This window comes from Vibrio sp. Vb1337 (genome assembly GCF_033338715.1).
Classification (GTDB): Bacteria; Pseudomonadota; Gammaproteobacteria; order Enterobacterales; family Vibrionaceae; genus Vibrio; species Vibrio alginolyticus.
In genome coordinates this window covers 208248-224784 of sequence record NZ_JAWOTD010000004.1, presented here as the reverse complement: position 1 = coordinate 224784, position 16537 = coordinate 208248, and the positions used below count along the sequence as shown (strand labels likewise).

Annotated in this window: 13 protein-coding genes and 1 pseudogene; 9 read left to right on the top strand and 5 right to left on the bottom strand. The window is 42.2% G+C overall.

What is annotated here, in order from left to right; genetic code table 11:
- Positions 1-130: 130 nt before the first annotated feature.
- The 3 genes from R7E42_RS06590 to R7E42_RS06580 all read left to right on the top strand — a co-directional run bounded on the left by R7E42_RS06590 (position 131) and on the right by R7E42_RS06580 (position 2357).
- On the top strand, positions 131-523 hold the full coding sequence (locus R7E42_RS06590) for a hypothetical protein (protein ID WP_318072488.1): 393 nt from the start codon (positions 131-133) through the stop codon (positions 521-523).
- A gap of 159 nt (positions 524-682) precedes the next feature.
- Entirely contained in the window at positions 683-1138 is a 456-nt protein-coding gene (locus R7E42_RS06585; RefSeq protein ID WP_318072487.1) for a hypothetical protein, read from the top strand.
- 307 nt (positions 1139-1445) lie between these two features.
- On the top strand, positions 1446-2357 hold the full coding sequence (locus R7E42_RS06580) for a GGDEF domain-containing protein (protein ID WP_318072486.1): 912 nt from the start codon (positions 1446-1448) through the stop codon (positions 2355-2357).
- Positions 2358-2531: 174 nt separating this feature from the next.
- On the opposite strand, the gene R7E42_RS06575 is transcribed toward R7E42_RS06580, so the two are convergent.
- Positions 2532-3284 carry a DUF3307 domain-containing protein gene (locus R7E42_RS06575; RefSeq protein WP_318072485.1) on the bottom strand — a complete coding sequence of 251 codons (753 nt, stop codon included), beginning with the start codon at positions 3282-3284 and terminating at the stop codon, positions 2532-2534.
- A complete protein-coding gene (locus tag R7E42_RS06570; RefSeq protein WP_048626769.1) occupies positions 3277-3927 on the bottom strand; it encodes a hypothetical protein in 651 nt (216 codons plus the stop codon). Before R7E42_RS06570 ends, R7E42_RS06575 begins: the two co-directional genes overlap by 8 nt.
- 847 nt (positions 3928-4774) lie before the next feature.
- Between R7E42_RS06570 and R7E42_RS06565 the strand changes: the two genes are divergently transcribed.
- Together R7E42_RS06565 and R7E42_RS06560 are read left to right on the top strand one after the other, a co-directional pair.
- A complete protein-coding gene (locus R7E42_RS06565; protein ID WP_048626767.1) occupies positions 4775-5212 on the top strand; it encodes a hypothetical protein in 438 nt (145 codons plus the stop codon).
- Between the two features lie 523 nt (positions 5213-5735).
- Positions 5736-6929 (top strand): tetratricopeptide repeat protein, encoded by a 1194-nt coding sequence (locus R7E42_RS06560; protein ID WP_318072484.1) that lies wholly within the window; start codon positions 5736-5738, stop codon positions 6927-6929.
- 171 nt (positions 6930-7100) lie between these two features.
- Here the strand turns inward: R7E42_RS06560 and R7E42_RS25930 are convergent, their stop codons facing one another.
- From R7E42_RS25930 to R7E42_RS06550, 3 genes and pseudogenes are all read right to left on the bottom strand, one after another.
- Positions 7101-7439 (bottom strand): type II toxin-antitoxin system RnlB family antitoxin, encoded by a 339-nt coding sequence (locus R7E42_RS25930; RefSeq protein WP_411978973.1) that lies wholly within the window; start codon positions 7437-7439, stop codon positions 7101-7103.
- 1 nt (position 7440) lies between these two features.
- Positions 7441-8514, bottom strand: coding sequence for a type II toxin-antitoxin system RnlA family toxin (locus R7E42_RS06555; protein ID WP_318072483.1), 1074 nt, complete (start codon positions 8512-8514; stop codon positions 7441-7443).
- A gap of 43 nt (positions 8515-8557) precedes the next feature.
- Positions 8558-9136: pseudogene (locus R7E42_RS06550) on the bottom strand (tyrosine-type recombinase/integrase).
- Between the two features lie 109 nt (positions 9137-9245).
- Here R7E42_RS06550 and R7E42_RS06545 point away from each other — a divergent pair.
- Genes R7E42_RS06545 through R7E42_RS06530 form a run of 4 tightly spaced genes read left to right on the top strand, consistent with a single transcriptional unit; the run spans position 9246 to position 16410 of the window.
- Positions 9246-10949, top strand: a complete 1704-nt coding sequence (locus R7E42_RS06545; RefSeq protein WP_318072482.1) for a class I SAM-dependent DNA methyltransferase — start codon at positions 9246-9248, stop codon at positions 10947-10949.
- Positions 10939-12237: a restriction endonuclease subunit S gene (locus R7E42_RS06540; protein WP_318072481.1), complete on the top strand. Its 1299-nt coding sequence runs from the start codon at positions 10939-10941 to the stop codon at positions 12235-12237. Before R7E42_RS06545 ends, R7E42_RS06540 begins: the two co-directional genes overlap by 11 nt.
- Entirely contained in the window at positions 12237-13166 is a 930-nt protein-coding gene (locus R7E42_RS06535) for an HrgA protein (protein ID WP_318072480.1), read from the top strand. The genes R7E42_RS06540 and R7E42_RS06535 overlap by 1 nt, the downstream gene beginning before the upstream one ends.
- Positions 13167-13182: 16 nt before the next feature.
- Positions 13183-16410, top strand: coding sequence for a type I restriction endonuclease subunit R (locus R7E42_RS06530; RefSeq protein ID WP_318072479.1), 3228 nt, complete (start codon positions 13183-13185; stop codon positions 16408-16410).
- Positions 16411-16537 lie beyond the last annotated feature (127 nt).

Below are 16537 nucleotides of genomic sequence, written 5' to 3'. Positions count from 1 at the left end.
TCAATTAATAAAATTACTGGGTATCTACTAGGTGTCAAGAAGAAATAATACACTTTAGAGCGGTGAAAATGTCTTTCTTTCGTCTAGAAAAATAGACTTGTTCTCAAAAATAACATGAGAGGAATAGTAAGTGAGTAATGAACTAGAGATAGCTTTACTTATCAATAACGCGGGGGCTTCGGCTGTTGGCGGAGCTTTAATTGGTGTTTGGCATGATATTAAGGGTAAGCGTTTACCCAGGTTTCGGACCATTGATAGCTCGTATAATGACCAGCCAAAAAAGCAAACTCGTCACAATATGTCAGAGCGTGGTGCTTTTGTCTTGGCCTGTACGCTCTTATCTGGATTTTTAGGACTGTTAATTGGACTTTATTACCTCGGGTTTGCTCAAGAGTCTACCCCCAATATATATGGACAAGTTTTTATTTCTTTGCTAACTGGATTTTTAATGCCAAATATTCTTGAGTATTCGGAAAGTTTGTCCATTTCTAAACTAGTGAACCGTTTTTTTAACCTTAAATAGGCACATAACGATATATTCAAAAGATATTATCAGCCTTTATATGTTTGGTTAAAACATTTATGATGTAGTGGCTTTTTTCCCCTAATGCGGTGTTGGCTTTTTCTGGCCTTATCGCATACTTTAAGTTTTATATAGTATTGCTTTTTCGATGGTTAATTTATGAAAAATAAAATTTTCCCTTTAATCGCACTTATATTTACCTCCTCTGTATTGGCTGGTGCTGAGCAGTATACAAATAAAAAGTGGCTTCCTTTTGGTAGCTCCGCTGCAATCGTTTTACCTAAATCCGACAATGCTGATGATTCTAGGTTTTATGGTTTAGTTGTAGATTGTTTGCCTTCTAAAGGAACGTATAGAGTTTCTGTAAAAGATATATACTCAGAGAATGGCGATGTCATTAAATGGGAAACTGATAAAGATTCGGGGACAATATATAACCAATCAGCATTAGTTATACGAACGAAGGCTAAAGATATTCAGAAAAATAACGAAATTGTTAATGCTTTAGTGCGTGGTAATTGGGTGAAGTTTACTAATATGTCCAACAACAGCAGTGCGACATACACCCTCAAAGGGGCGTCCAGTGCGATAAACGGAATTTCCACTTGTAGATAACTTACTCAACACCTAACAAGAGACTATGGCGCCAATAGTAAAGTTTTGGCGCTATTACTATCCCATATTTCACCCTTGGAGGGCATCGTATTTAACAGCAGCATCAATACTAACTCTTTTAGAAAACCAGATGCGAACCAAAAATCTTCCCACATTTATGGCTCTTTAGTACTAGTATTAAGTTGTACACTTAATACTACCTTAGTGATTGCTAGAACCAATACTCTCAAATGTGGTTTAGAAAATTAATGAATATAACAAACAGCTTTCATATTCGTAACTGTTTTGATGTATGCTGGAGGTCATTATGTATCTTCAATTAAGAAGGTTAGGAGTTAATCTTAATGATCTTATTGAGTCTCTTGATCATCTCGAGACATATGTGTTCATAAAAGATACACAGTCCAGATATATCTATGCGAATAATCTAAGCCTGCAGTTAATGAGAATTGATAAGAAAAAACTGAGTCAAGTAAAAGACTCGGATTTCTTACCAGAGGATACCGTTGAATTCATGAAGCATATCGATGCTAAGGTCCTCAAGGGGAAAGTGACTAGAGAAGAGGTTTCCATTAATGATATAGAAGGTAAACAAAGGACTTATCTTGAAGTGAAATCACCAATTTATAGCTCCGAAGCTTCTAATGAGGTTGTTGCAATCTTAGGTGTTTCTACTGACATTACAAAGCAAAAAGAACTAGAAAGGAAGGCTCACCAGCAAGCTCGAATGGATGAATTAACCAAACTTCTCAACAGGCGTGGGTTAATCGAAAGTGTACAACGAGACCTAAAGAAGAGGATAAGTACAAACACTTTTTCTGCTCTGCTATTTATTGACTTGAACGATTTTAAACAAGTTAATGATGAGTATGGTCATGCAATAGGAGACCAAATATTACGTGAAGTAGGAGAGCGTATGAAAAGCAGCGTGAGAGCTTCCGATCTAGTCTCAAGGTATGGTGGCGATGAGTTTGTCGTATTCCTAGGGAGCGTTGGAAACAACGATGCAGAAGCTGAATACTACACAGAAGAGGTGATATCGAGGATTGAGAATACACTCTCTAGCCCAATAAAAACAGATAAAATTAAGGTGAAGATAGGAACCTCAATAGGTAAGTATATTATTGAAGGATCAGATTTTTCTCTAGAATCAGCGATAACTAAAGCCGACGAAAACATGTATGTCGAAAAAAGCGCGAGTAAAGAAAGTTTAGACTGAACGTATGTATAGTAACTCATAATCGACTTTACAAACCCGTTTATTAGCCATTATTAAGTCGTATTAACGATCTGCTAGGTTGTAACTCACAATTTGGGACAAAAGCGCCTTAGTGCACCTAATCTAAAATGCTTGTCCCCCCTTTCCGTATTTCGAGGGGACAATTTCAGCCAATTACTTTATTTTCGCATCCAAACCAACTGACACTAAAGTACCTATCAATATTGTGATCACAACCGATACCAATGAACCGATCAGCACATACTCGGTCATGCTTCGGTCGGCTGATTTATTCAACTCACCAAATCTAAATATTGACTTGGCCGCCAATACAAAACCCACCGCAGAATAGCTCCCCACAAGCGTAAAGGTCAGTATTAACAGGCGCTCTAAGTATCCGATCAACTCGCCACCTGCTATCAGACCATTGTTATCGGTATCTTTGCTAGGTATTGGGTATTTTTTTAATACGCCGCTAATCACAATCGAGGTCGGCTTGAGGATTAGCAAGTAAGCGAAGGCGACCACAACACCATCTGAGAACTTATCATGTTTAAGCACGGCATCAATCGTAAGACCATCTGTCATGTGAAAGGCAATGGCTGCGAGCACCGATACATGCAAAGTCTGGTCAATAATCAAATAGGAAAACTTATCACCATTTGTTGCTCTTACCTTCCACAAATCGATAATAAAATGACTTACCGCTACGATAGTTACCAAGCAAGCTGTTGAGCGCCAATCAATACCTAACACTATAGCAGGAGCTAATAATGCGACGCCGTGTAGCAGTGAATGAAAGTACAGCTCAGTTGAACGGTAAGTGTATTTCTTCTTTGCTTTTACCCATTTGTTTGGTTGGAGGTAAAAATCAAAGATGATGTGAACCATCAAGAACGGTATTAGAGCACTAAAAAAATCAAACATACTTGAGTCCCGCAACTTGATTTATGAATCGCCAATTTAGCTCACTGATTAGCTGCCAACCTGATGCTTTAAGTGACTTACTGGCAGTGGCAGTAGCGACATCGAGCTTTTCAGCTAACTCACTAATAGACAAACCTTCATTGGTTTGAAGCATCGGTAGCATAACTTCACATTGGCGGGACGTTAATTCTGTTAGTTGTCTATCGAGGTATTTAAACAGCAAGTCAAAGTGCTCCGTGAGTTCGAACCGATCAGAGCTAAATAACAATCTTTCGCTTTTCAAGGCTTTTAGCCCACGCCCGGAAAGAACAAATGCCTCACCCATCGACTCAGAGACCAACACACGTAAATCGGTATTAGAGGCAATAGCAAAGCTAATGCGACAATCAAATTCTTTTCCAAGCGCTTTGATGCCAACACGATAAATGATGGTGTATCTCAGAGCGTTTTCAATATCATGCACCACAGTCTGAAACTCATCGCCACGCTCAATACTATGCGCATTTGATGAATTTCCTTTGGTGATCAATCCCTGAATATCTTTAATTCGTTTAAGTAGTTGATCAAACTGATCAGACGTTAGCTTGGTTGAGTTGACAATATCGCCGCTGATTACTGCGATAGGCTTAGAGGCAGACTCCACATTAAGACTCCTTGTTGCGTGCAGATATTAATTTAGCCATTTATGGCTAATAATGCAAATTTAGCCGTTTATGGCTAATATTCGGGATTTAGCCGTTTAGGGCTAAAGAACTATTCACTTTTGGGGAGGGTTACACTACGAGTGCGTAGCGTATTTGGGACAGAAGAGAGTTTGAGTTCACCGTGTTGTACTACTAAAGCTTATCGTGTCCGGCAGAGCTTGAACTCATAACCGTTCTCAACCGAATCATTGAGTTCCTTGACTCTCCACAAATGACTGTCATAACCAGCTTTAACCCCTCCTTTGGAAGTTCCAAATTTAGTGCCTTTTACCAGTATCACATAGCATTCGATAGATCGAGAAAATGCATCTGTGACAGCTTCAAATAGTTCTTTTGAATGGCTAATACTTAGAGGTTTATGACCAAGCCCTGTGGTCTGTTTCCGCCGAGAATACATAGATTTGATCGGTTTTAGCTACCCAAGAGTATTGGTCTCGTTGAGTAGCACCAAGGCACTGGTACGCTGTCTTTAAGCCTTTGACCCAAGTTAGTTGTTTTGATGGTTCCACTTGTGGCTACCAATACGTAATGTCGATTATGAACTCATAGTACGGGCATCTAATATGACTGGTCAATTACAAGGGGACAAGAGCAAGATGAGGAGGATACTTTAAGGCCATTGACAACCTTATTATCCACCTGATATTTTACAGGTTAGGTTTGACGCCACCTAGACCTGACTCGTGGTCAAGGCGCTTTCTACTTAACTAATGAATCAATGCTCATTGGGAATAGTGTGTGAGAGTCACATTGCATGTCTTTAGCCCAATAAACGAGGATTGATACATGTCTAACAAACCCAAATATCCAGTTTACCTTTCACAGCTTAAGCAGTTTAAAGAATCAGCCAAACAATTTGCAGATCTGATTTCTGATGAATCAGAAACTTCTCCAATTTCAGCTTTCAAGAGAAATGATTGGCTTTCTCAGGCGTTAGGCCATAAAGGCCATAGTGACCTCACTTTTTTCGCAAAGTCTTGTCGAGACTCAGATACTTCTGAAGAGTTATATTTGTTCTGTGATGATGACCAGCTTCAAACTGCGATTATTGACATTTTTTCTTCAAAGCTTCCTGCTGTGCCTAGAGAGGTTATCGAAAGTGCAGCATTTCAAATGAAAATGGGTGAGTATTTCAGAATGTTAAATACCCCACTTACAGAAGAAGAAAGCGAAGCTCTATCAAAACTTGGTGGTTACGGTATGGACGATACGTACTATGGATAAGCTTAGAGGGGATGAAGACGTTTCCTCTTTTCTATTAATGGGTGTGTAGTTCTGTTCAGGGACAAAAACGAGTCAGGCTCTGAGGTCAATAACTCGCTTTATTTGCCTTAACCACTCAAGTCTAATAGACGAGGTGCTAGATGTTCTGAAACGCTATCAACAGAATTGTTAGCTAAGCATACAAACGATAACCAAGCTAGAGTGTGATTTGATTACTTCATTTATTCGCATCATTTTTTTGATGCGAATAACCTTGGGACATAAGCGCCTTAGATAATCCACTCTAAAATATTAAATCCCCATATGGCAAATTGGAACGAATCCTTCTTAGTTGCCTAGCACATATAACCCACCCGAAGTTACGTGCAGATTGCCATCAATCCAATAAACCATTGTTTGATCAACTTTCACTTATGCTAATAATGTGTTGAAATAATATGTTAAGCCAACCTATTAACTTTCTATTGGTTGCTCATGCTTTGTTTATAATCACCCATAATTTATTCAGTCTATAGGTCATGTTATGAGTAAGGCTCGACTAGTTTTTTGTTTATTTTTAACCTTTGGTCTCTGCGCATGTGCTGAAAGTGTACTTGAAAGCACAACTCGAATAGCAGAACAGGGAGTTGCGGAAGCTCAGTTCAAGCTCGGCGTAATGTACCACAATGGAAACACTGTACCTCAGAACTTTCATGAAGCAGTGAGATGGTACTACCTATCTGCTGAACAAGGTGACGCTAGGGCGCAATATAATCTTGGCCTTATGTACGCTAGTGGTGAAGGTGTACAGAAGAATTACAGTAAGGCAACGAAGTGGACTCGATTGTCTGCTGAACAAGGACTAGCAAGCGCTCAGTACCACCTTGGTGTGATGTACACCTTTGGCCAAGGAGTACCTCAAAATTATACTGAAGCAGCGAAATGGTACCGCCTAGCCGCTGAACAAGGTAATGCACAAGCCCAGTACAATCTAGGTGTCATGCTACAAGGTGGTCAAGGTGTTCCTCAAAATTATAATGATGCTTTAAGGTGGTATCTCTTGTCAGCAAAACAAGGTAACTCAGATGCCCAACTTAATGTTGGAGTTATGTATGCTGAGGGTATAGGAGTTCTTCAAAGCTATACTGAAGCAGCGAAATGGTACCGCCTAGCCGCTGAGCAAGGTAATGCACAAGCCCAGTACAATCTTGGCTTTTTATATGCCGAAGGTGGAGCTTTACCTGTTGATTATACGGAAGCGATTAAGTGGACTCGTTTATCTGCTGAACAAGGGTTAGCACAAGCTCAATATAACCTCGGTGTTATGTATGCCAGTGCCCAAGGCACCCCACAAAATTATAACGAAGCTATGAAATGGTATCGACTAGCCTCAGACCAAGGCGTTGTTCAGGCTCAGTATAATCTCGCAGTTATGTATGAAAATGGCCAAGGATTAGCCAGAAATGAAAAAGAAGCGATCAAGTGGTATCGAATCGCTGCAACTCAAGGTTTTGCAAAAGCCCAGTTCAACCTAGGCGCTATGTATATTCTAGGAGACGAAAAAAATTATATAAATGGATATATATGGGGAACCATAGCGAAACTAAACGGACATAGTGACGCTGACAAGTTAATTAAACTGGCGCGTTCAAAAATTAGCTGGATCGATTCAATTAAAGCTAAGCGAATATCAACCCGCTGCTTAGATTCTGGCTATCAACAATGTGATTCATTGTGAGTTGTTCCTTTCTCGCTCAGATATGAAGGCATAACTTTAAAATACCTAAATTTACTAAAAATTTGTTACTTAGAGAGCCTTTTTTACGCCATTTCCCAGAAGCTTGTTACGACACCTAGCTCAGGGACAAAAGCGACTTACGAGCAGTGAAGCGAAACGCTACAGTTTCAGCTAGGAGAGGATCGATGCCTCTAAATAATTAGGATTTTGTTTGAAGTATGCGGCTTGTAGATGTTTTAGATCTTCGTACAGGGTTGAGTTGTTAATTTCTACTATTCTATACGTATTTCTGACTAGCTTCCCCCCGTCAAACTCCATTGAAATAAATCGATTCCATTCGTCGCCGTTGGAGCAGAGAAGATCAAATATCACTAGTTGAGGATTAGAGCCAAGTCTGTTTACCAATACCGAAGATATCTCAGACAGGTTGGACAATGGGCTTTCGAAGCTTGTAGCTGTAGCTAAAGCCAATGCCTCATTTTTTAGTCGTAGCTGTCTGATTGATATCATGTTATTTATACATCTCTTTTATTAATTCGTGCGCATTTTTAGACAATGCGATTAATTGTTCGAAGTTCCCCAATAGGCGGCTACCATCAGTTATATCGGCCATGTGAAATAACCCATGACGATGCTTGTGATACCAACTATAGGCATCTCCTAGTTTTGAACGCACCGCGGCATCAGCGACTAACTGAGAGTACTCCTTGCTTAAAGCATAGCTCCCCGGAGACAAGTAGCTAAAGAAATCTCCCAATTGACGTCCGTCAATCTCAATACCGCAACTAGTAAGTTTATCTTTCACTGCACCCTCTAAGGAGCGAAGATCTGGATAGAGGAGTAAGGAGTAGTCAGGTAGCACAGGGGTTGCGAGCTTAACACATATGCTAGACAAAAGTAACTTTCGTATTGCTTGGGGAAGCTTTTTGCTAACTTCACCAAACTCACTTTCAAGAAATTGCACGGCCATTTCTACACGAACAATTTCTGCACTGCTATCATCCTGACGAATTAATACTTTGTCTAAACATGATAAGTCGAGAAGTTCTGTCAAAAAGTAAACAAACTCTCTATAGCATGATAGGGGCTTTCCCTGAATTTGAAGCTTGTGAGTCCCTTTATGATGAGTCACAGTGATTGAATCTTGATAGGTCTTGGAAGTGAGCTTTGACACTTTTCGTGAAGAGGTTTCTTCCTCGACCATCCTTTCAACATGCTCCGATTGCTCAAGTAGTTCTTCAAATACTGGCTCAATATCTTGTTCGTAGATCCCTATAAGGACTAAGTTAACAGTATTAAACTCATCAGGATGGATGGTTTCGTATAGTGTGTCAGCTATTGCTTTGCCCAATTCTCGATTCTTGCCAATCATATACTGGAGTGTACAAGTGCCGCACTGGTTAAAATGAATATCCAGCATCGAGTCTTCTATGCCGACTTTGCCTACAACGGCTCTAAGTCCATTCCCTCCGGGGCGTTGTTCTAGGCTTCTTACCTCAAAAGCGTTTGTCACCGCAAACTGCTGAATCGTAGCTTCAATAACCTCTCGATTCAGGTTAATTCTTTGATAGTTTCTTTCTTCCATTGCTCAGCTATTCTTTTAGGTGTTGGGTTAAAGGTTTGCTTTGTTATGTCTCACAACTCTCCGAAATCCTTAGCGCATCTTCAATCTCGACACCAAGGTATTCAATCGTGCTTTCTAACTTAGCATGACCCAGAAGTAACTGGATAGCACGTAAGTTCTTGGTTTTGGCATAGATCAAAGAAGCTTTGGTGCGACGTAGCGAATGTGTGCCGTATTGAGTTTTGTCTAAACCGATATCCGTTACCTATCGGTTAACCATGGTCGTGTAGTAATGGTAAGAAATTGGCTGACCTTCACGACGTGGGCTTGGGAAGACGTAGTCGGTTGGTGTCAGACCCTTCAGGATAATCCATTGAGATAAGGTTTGTTGGGTCTTAGGCGTGATCTCGAAGTGTACTTCTTGATGGGTTTTCTGTTGCTTCACAATAGCTCGTGACATCACGCAGCCACTGCGGCGGTTACGCAAGTCACATGCTCTGAGTTTGCTATCGATGGCAAGGTTAAACAACGCCAATTCAAATAACCGTTCCTCAAGCTCCAACCGAATGCGGATGCGCCAAATGTCCTCCAACTTAAACGCTTTCTTCTGCCCAACTCTTTTTCCTTTATTCCAAGCAACCATAATGTGCTCCTTACTTCATAAAAATCACTGTTAAGTAAGGCAGAACTCAAGGAAATTTGCGTAGTTACTGGTATCATAAGGCCAATTTTTCGAACTCAAGAAACCCATAATGAACGAACAAGAACAACTATTCCTCAAAGAGCTAGAAGGTAAGCTCTGGACTGCCGCAGACAAACTCCGTGCGTCACTCGACGCCTCTCAATACAAACATGCGGTGCTTGGCTTAATTTTCGTTAAATACGTGTCTGATGCCTTCACGCTGCGCCAAGAAGAGCTAAAACAAGACTTTGCCAACCCTGACCACGAGTATTTCCTCGACCCAGAAGGTTACACGGCAGAAGAACTTGAACAAGAAATCGCGATTGAGCTGGAACAGCGCGATTACTACAAAGAGAAAAACGTGTTTTGGTTGCCTACTGAATCTCGTTGGAAGTTCCTACAAGACAATGGCCCAATGGTCATTGGCGGTGCCGATTTGGTCATTGATGGTAAGACGAAGAAAATCACTTCTGTTGGGCATCTGATTGATAATGCATTGGAAGGGATTGAGCGCGACAATCAGAAGCTAAAAGGTGTACTCAACAAGCACTACGCATCGCTAAAAATTGATCAGGCAAAACTTAATGAACTGATTAACCTAATCGCGACCATTCCGTTTAATCATAAGTCCCTGAACAGTAAAGATATACTTGGTCATATTTACGAATACTTCCTAGGCCAATTTGCGCTTGCTGAAGGTAAGAAAGGCGGCCAGTTCTATACGCCTGCATCAATCGTTTCGCTGATTGTTGAGATGATTGAACCGTTTGAAGGCCGTGTGTATGACCCAGCAATGGGTTCCGGCGGCTTCTTTGTGCAATCTGAAAAGTTCATTGAGCGCCGCGCTAACCAAAAAGAGATTGACCCGCTTACGCAAAAACAAAGAATCTCGATTTACGGTCAGGAATACAACTACACAACATGGCAGCTTGCTGCGATGAACATGGCAATCCGTGGCTTGGATTACGATTTTGGTAAGGAGCCAGCCAGTACCTATACCAATGACCAACACCCTGATTTACGTGCCGATTTCATCATGGCTAACCCACCTTTCAACATGAAAGAGTGGAATACAGGTGTCGATGACAACGATCCGCGCTGGGTATATGGTACACCTCCTTCAGGTAACGCTAACTTTGCTTGGATGCAGCACATGCTTTACCACCTTGCGCCGGATGGTTCTCAAGCCTTGCTACTAGCCAATGGCTCGATGAGTTCAAACACCAATAACGAAGGCGAAATTCGTGCTGCGCTGGTCGAGAACGATTTGGTGGAATGCATGGTTGCGCTTCCGGGACAACTGTTTACCAACACTCAGATCCCTGCTTGTATCTGGTTCTTAACCAAAAACAAGAAAGCACGTACTGATAAATCAGGTCGTAAGCTGCGTGATCGCAAAGGTGAAGTGTTGTTTATTGATGCGCGAAACCTTGGTTACATGAAAGATCGTGTACTGCGCGATTTTACCCAAGATGATATTCAGAAAGTCGCTGACCTTTACCACGCTTGGAAAACAGGTGAAGAAGTTAATGGCGTAGCGTATGAAGACCAAGCTGGTTTCTGTAAATCAGCAACACTTGAAGAAATCACCAAGAATGATTTTGTACTGACTCCGGGGCGTTATGTTGGTGCGACTGAAGAGCTAGACGATGGCATCCCATTTAGTGAGAAAATGGCAACGCTAACCGCTAAGTTGAGCGAGCAGTTTGCTGAGTCAGCAACGCTAGAAGCTGAGATCAAGAAGAACCTAGCGGGGTTGGGTTATGCGCTTTAAAACTGATGAGCTAACAACTTATGTTTCGAGAGGTATTGCCCCTAAGTATACAGATATCATCGATGGGGCGGCTATTGTAGTTAATCAAAAGTGTATTCGAGATTATCAAGTTAATCTCGAACTCGCCCGTTTAAATGATCTATCTAAGAGAAAGGTGCCTACAGAAAAATTAGTGCAAAAATATGATGTACTTGTAAATTCGACAGGCGTTGGAACATTAGGGCGTGTAGGTCAATTTTTAGGTAATGAAGCTAATCTTACGGTAGATACTCATGTAACTATTGTAAGACCAGACAAGGACGTAATTGATCCATTATTTTTTGGTTATTTGATGAAGTCAAAGCAACGTTTGATTGAAAGCTTTGCCACGGGAACAACTGGTCAAACGGAACTTTCTCGTGATTCAATCAAAGAAATGGAAGTCTCATTTGTCGAGAATCGAGAACATCAACAAGCAATAGGTAATTTTTTACTCGCCATCGATCGTAAGTTGCAGCTAAATAAAGCTACCAACCAAACCCTAGAACAAATGGCGCAAGCCATCTTCAAGTCATGGTTTGTCGATTTCGATCCAGTAAAAGCTAAGATGAATGGTGAGCAACCTGAGGGTATGGATGAAGCCACTGCCTCGCTATTCCCCGAAAAGCTAGTTGAGTCTGAGTTGGGTTTGATTCCTGAAGGTTGGGAAGTCAGTTCACTATCTGAATTGATTAAGTTAACAGGTGGCGGTACTCCTAAACGTTCAGAAGAAACCTATTGGGGTGGAGATATACCTTGGTTCTCAGTTAAAGATGTGCCATCAGGTAGCAATGTATTTGTTGTTGATACCGATGAAAAGATTACCGAACTTGGTCTAAATAAATCCTCGACTAAGTTACTTCCAAAAGGAACAACAATTATCACAGCTCGCGGCACAGTCGGTAAGCTAGCCCTTGTCGGTACTGATATGTGCATGAACCAATCATGCTATGGAATTCGCGGTAAAGAGGTCGGAGATTACTACAACTACTTCAACTTGAAGCAAGCTGTAAGTACGCTCCAGCAGAACACTCACGGAGCTGTATTCGATACGATTACAACAAAGACTTTTGATACTTACTCGTTAGCTTTTGGTGGTGTTGAACTAGCGGATAAGTTTGATGCTTTGATTGCGCCTCTCTTGCAAAAGATAGAGGCTAACGTTCGTCAAAATATCGAGCTTTCAACTCTACGAGACACGCTGCTTCCTAAATTGCTTTCCGGCGAAATCGAGTTAGGACAGGCTCAAGAATTAGCCGAGGTCGAATAATGGCAACCCGAGTAGAAATGATTATCGAAACGCTCAAGGCGAACCCCGACAAGAAGTTTACTGCTCGGGATTTAGCCAAAGAATTTGTGCTTCGATATCCAGAAGAAATCGCTGAGAAACAAGAAAACCCCCGATACAACACCGAAGAAAAGCTGATTGCCCAGCTCGCAGCAGAAATTGGTGGGGAACGCACTGAAAGAGCGAAAATCGTTTGTCCTAATGTCGCTACTCGTGACAAACCAAGGCCTCGGGTTTACTACTGGGAGCAGAAGCCTACACCTACTCATCAGGAAGATGATCTTAGCGATGCAGATGAATCAGACATCGATACGCCTCTCGTGCCGCAAAGCTTAAGCGAGCACGATCTCTACCCAATGTTGATTGAGTACCTCAGCAAGGATTTGGGTCTTTACTGTCAGCGCATTGACGAGCGTAAATCTAAAAACTCTCATGGCAACGGTGGCAATCACTGGTTACATCCTGATGTGGTGGCGCTAGAGCCGCTCGACCAAGGTTGGGATGAAATTGTGAGAAGCTGTGTACGCAGTGGGAATCACAGCTCGGTTCGACTTTGGTCTTTTGAAGTGAAGAAACATCTTACCAAAGGCAATGTACGAAAATACTTTTTCCAAGCCGTATCGAATTCGAGTTGGGCCAATTTCGGCTACCTTGTTGCTACAGGCTTAAATAGCGACGTTGAAGGTGAGCTGCAAATGTTGTCGAGCTTGCACGGGATTGGTGTGCTGATTCTGGATACTGAATCTTTGTTTGATAGCCAAATACTCATTCCAGCTCAAGAGAGAGTCAACGTGGATTGGCAATCTGCAAACCGAATCGTCTCTGAAAATAGGGATTTCCACCATTATATTGAGCAGGTTGGTATTTATAACCAAACCGGACGGTTGATTAAGAGCGCATGGAATAAATAATAAGGATAAAGGCTTAATGATTACTGAAGAGCAACTAGAACAACAGTGCCTCGATTGGTTTAAAGAGCTAGGCTACCAATACCAAAATGGCTATGACATCGCACCGGATGGTGACACACCCGAGCGTGAAAACTATCAGCAGGTCACGCTACAAGCACGTTTAGTGTCGGCACTGGAAACGTTGAACCCGACTGTACCGAGTGACACCTTAATCGAAGTGGCGAAAACCGTTGCCACGCCGCAAACGCCAATCCTGATCAAAAATAACAAGGCTTTTCACCAATATTTAATCGAAGGTGTGCCTGTTGAATACTCGGTAATGGAGCAAGAACAGTGGGTGACCAAGCATACTCATGTTCGATTAATTGATTTTGAGAACCGCGAGAATAACGAATTCTTAGTGGTCAATCAGTTCACCATCACAGGCACCAAAGTCAATCGTAGACCAGATGTGATTATCTTTATCAATGGCTTGCCAATGGCGGTCATTGAGCTGAAAAATCCAGCCGATGATCACGCCGATATTTGGAATGCTTACAATCAAATCCAAACTTATAAAGAAGAGATCGCCGACCTCTTTGTGTTCAACGAGGCGTTGGTCATTTCTGATGGTTGGACGGCGCGAGTCGGTTCTCTTACCGCGAACAAAGAGCGTTTCTTGCCATGGAAGACGATAGAGAGTGAAGACGACAAGCCACTACTCGAATTCCAATTAGAGACCATGGTGCGTGGCTTCTTTAAGCCAGAATTGCTGCTCGATTACATTCGCTACTTCGTATTGTTCGAAAGTGATAGCGACAAGATCATCAAAAAAATCGCAGGTTATCACCAATTCCATGCCGTGCGTGCTGCGGTGAAAGCGACTGTTATCGCAGCCACAACGTCTGATCAAGTCACTGAGCTACGGGCAAACTATGCCAATACGGTGGTGCCCGGAAGCAAAAAAGCTGGCGTGGTTTGGCATACCCAAGGCAGCGGGAAAAGCATTTCGATGGTCTGTTACGCAAGTAAATTGCTGCAACAACCAGAAATGAATAACCCAACCTTAGTAGTGGTTACCGACCGTAATGACCTAGATGGCCAGCTATTTAACACCTTTACGATGGCGCAGGAAACGTTGAAGCAAATCCCTCAACAGGCTGAAGATCGTGATTCATTACGCGATTTACTTCTTAATCGTCAGTCCGGTGGCATCATCTTCACAACCGTACAAAAGTTTGCCTTACTCGACGAGGAAATGGTACATCCTATTCTTTCTGAACGCTCGAATATCGTGGTAGTTTCCGATGAGGCTCACCGCAGCCAGTATGGCAATAAAGCTCGCCTTGTTGATGTCAAAGACGAGCATGGCAATGTGATTGATCAGCGCTATGTTTATGGTTACTCCAAATACATGCGTGACGCGCTGCCAAATGCCGCTTTTATTGGTTTTACAGGTACACCGATATCAATGGATGATAAAGACACTCGCGGTGTCTTTGGTGATTATGTTTCTATCTACGATATTCAAGACGCGGTCGATGATGGCGCGACAGTGCCGATTTACTACGAATCCCGCTTAGCCAAGCTCGATATTAATCAAGATGAAATCGAAGCGCTTAACGATCAGGTCGAAGAGGAAATTGGCGAAGACGAAGAAACGGATAGTCGGGAGAAAATAAAATCACAATGGTCAGCACTTGAGAAACTGGTTGGTGCAAAGCCACGAATCGAACAAGTTGCCCATGATTTGGTCGAGCATTTTACCACTCGATGTGAAACCTTTCCGGGCAAGGCAATGATCGTTGCCATGAGTCGCGAGATTTGTGTGGATTTATACGATGCCATTGTGGCTATCAAACCCGAATGGCATAGCGATGATCCAAACAAAGGCGCGATCAAAATTGTTATGACAGGCAGCGCCGCTGATAAAGAAAAAATGCAGCCTCATATCCATGATAAGAAGACCAAGAAGCTGTTCGAGAAACGCTACAAAGATACCGATGACGAATTACAACTGGTGATTGTGCGAGATATGTGGTTAACAGGTTTTGATGCACCTTGCTGTCATACCATGTATATCGACAAGCCAATGAAAGGTCATAACCTGATGCAGGCGATAGCGCGTGTGAATCGTGTGTTTAAGGATAAGCCAGGAGGTTTGGTTGTTGACTATATTGGTATTGCCAATGAACTTAAAAACGCACTGAAGACCTATACCAACAGTCAGGGTAAAGGCAAGCCAACCGTTGACACCGCTGAAGCGTTTGCGGTCTTCATGGAAAAAGTCGATGTGATTCGCGGTATGTTTGCTACGCCCGTTGATGGTGACGTCTTCAACTATCGCCCAGATTTTGAAACCAAACCGCTGCAATTGCTTCCGGGAGCAGTGAACCATATCTCTGGTCTCTCACACCGCAATAGCAAAGGTGTAGAAGTTCGTGATGGTAAACGACGTTTTCTTGATGTCATGGCTGCGTTGATGAAAGCCTTTTCTCTGTGTAATACTTTGGATGAGGTTGATGGTTATAAGAACGAAATTGCCTTTTACGGTGCCATTAAAACCGCCTTCTTAAAACACTCTACAGTTGATACCAAACGCAGCGACGAACTACGCAATTCTGCTTTGCGCCAGATCCTCAACAATGCAATTGTGGCAGATGGAGTCGATGACATCTTCAAAACCGTTGGCTTAGATAAGCCCAATATTGGTTTGCTCTCTGAAGAGTTCTTAGAAGACGTGAAGAACATGAAAGAGAAAAACCTTGCCGTTGAACTGCTTGAGAAGCTTCTGCGTGATGAAGTCAAAGCTCGGATGAAAAATGACGTAGTGCAGGAGAAGAAATACTCCGACCGGATTATGTCGACTTTGCAGAAATACCATAATCGCAACATTGAAACCGCGCAGGTCATTGAAGAGCTTATCCAATGGGCTAAAGAAATGCAGGCAGACGCTGAAATGATGGACAAGCTCAACCTATCTACTGATGAAATAGCGTTTTACCGTGCATTAATCACCAACGAAGCTTCTGTTCGTACCCTAGGTGACGATAACCTGCGCCAACTAGCTATTGAGCTTACTCACCAACTACGTAAGTCTGCTACGGTAGACTGGCAGAAACGAGAAAGCGTGCGTGCACGGATGCGTAATCTTGTACGTCGTTTGCTGCGTCGTTGGAAATATCCGCCTGATGCGGCTGAAGAGGCGATTAAGCTAGTTCTCGATCAAGCTGAAGTGTTAGCTGATGGGTGGTATGCAGTATAAGTAAGGTGTGAAAACCTTGCCTTTTGCTAATTTATCATTGATGTCCACTTTAGTGGGATTTTGGTTCAGTCAGAATACAGAAAATATCATGTGACATGTTCAATGACTGCTGGATACTACTGTTATC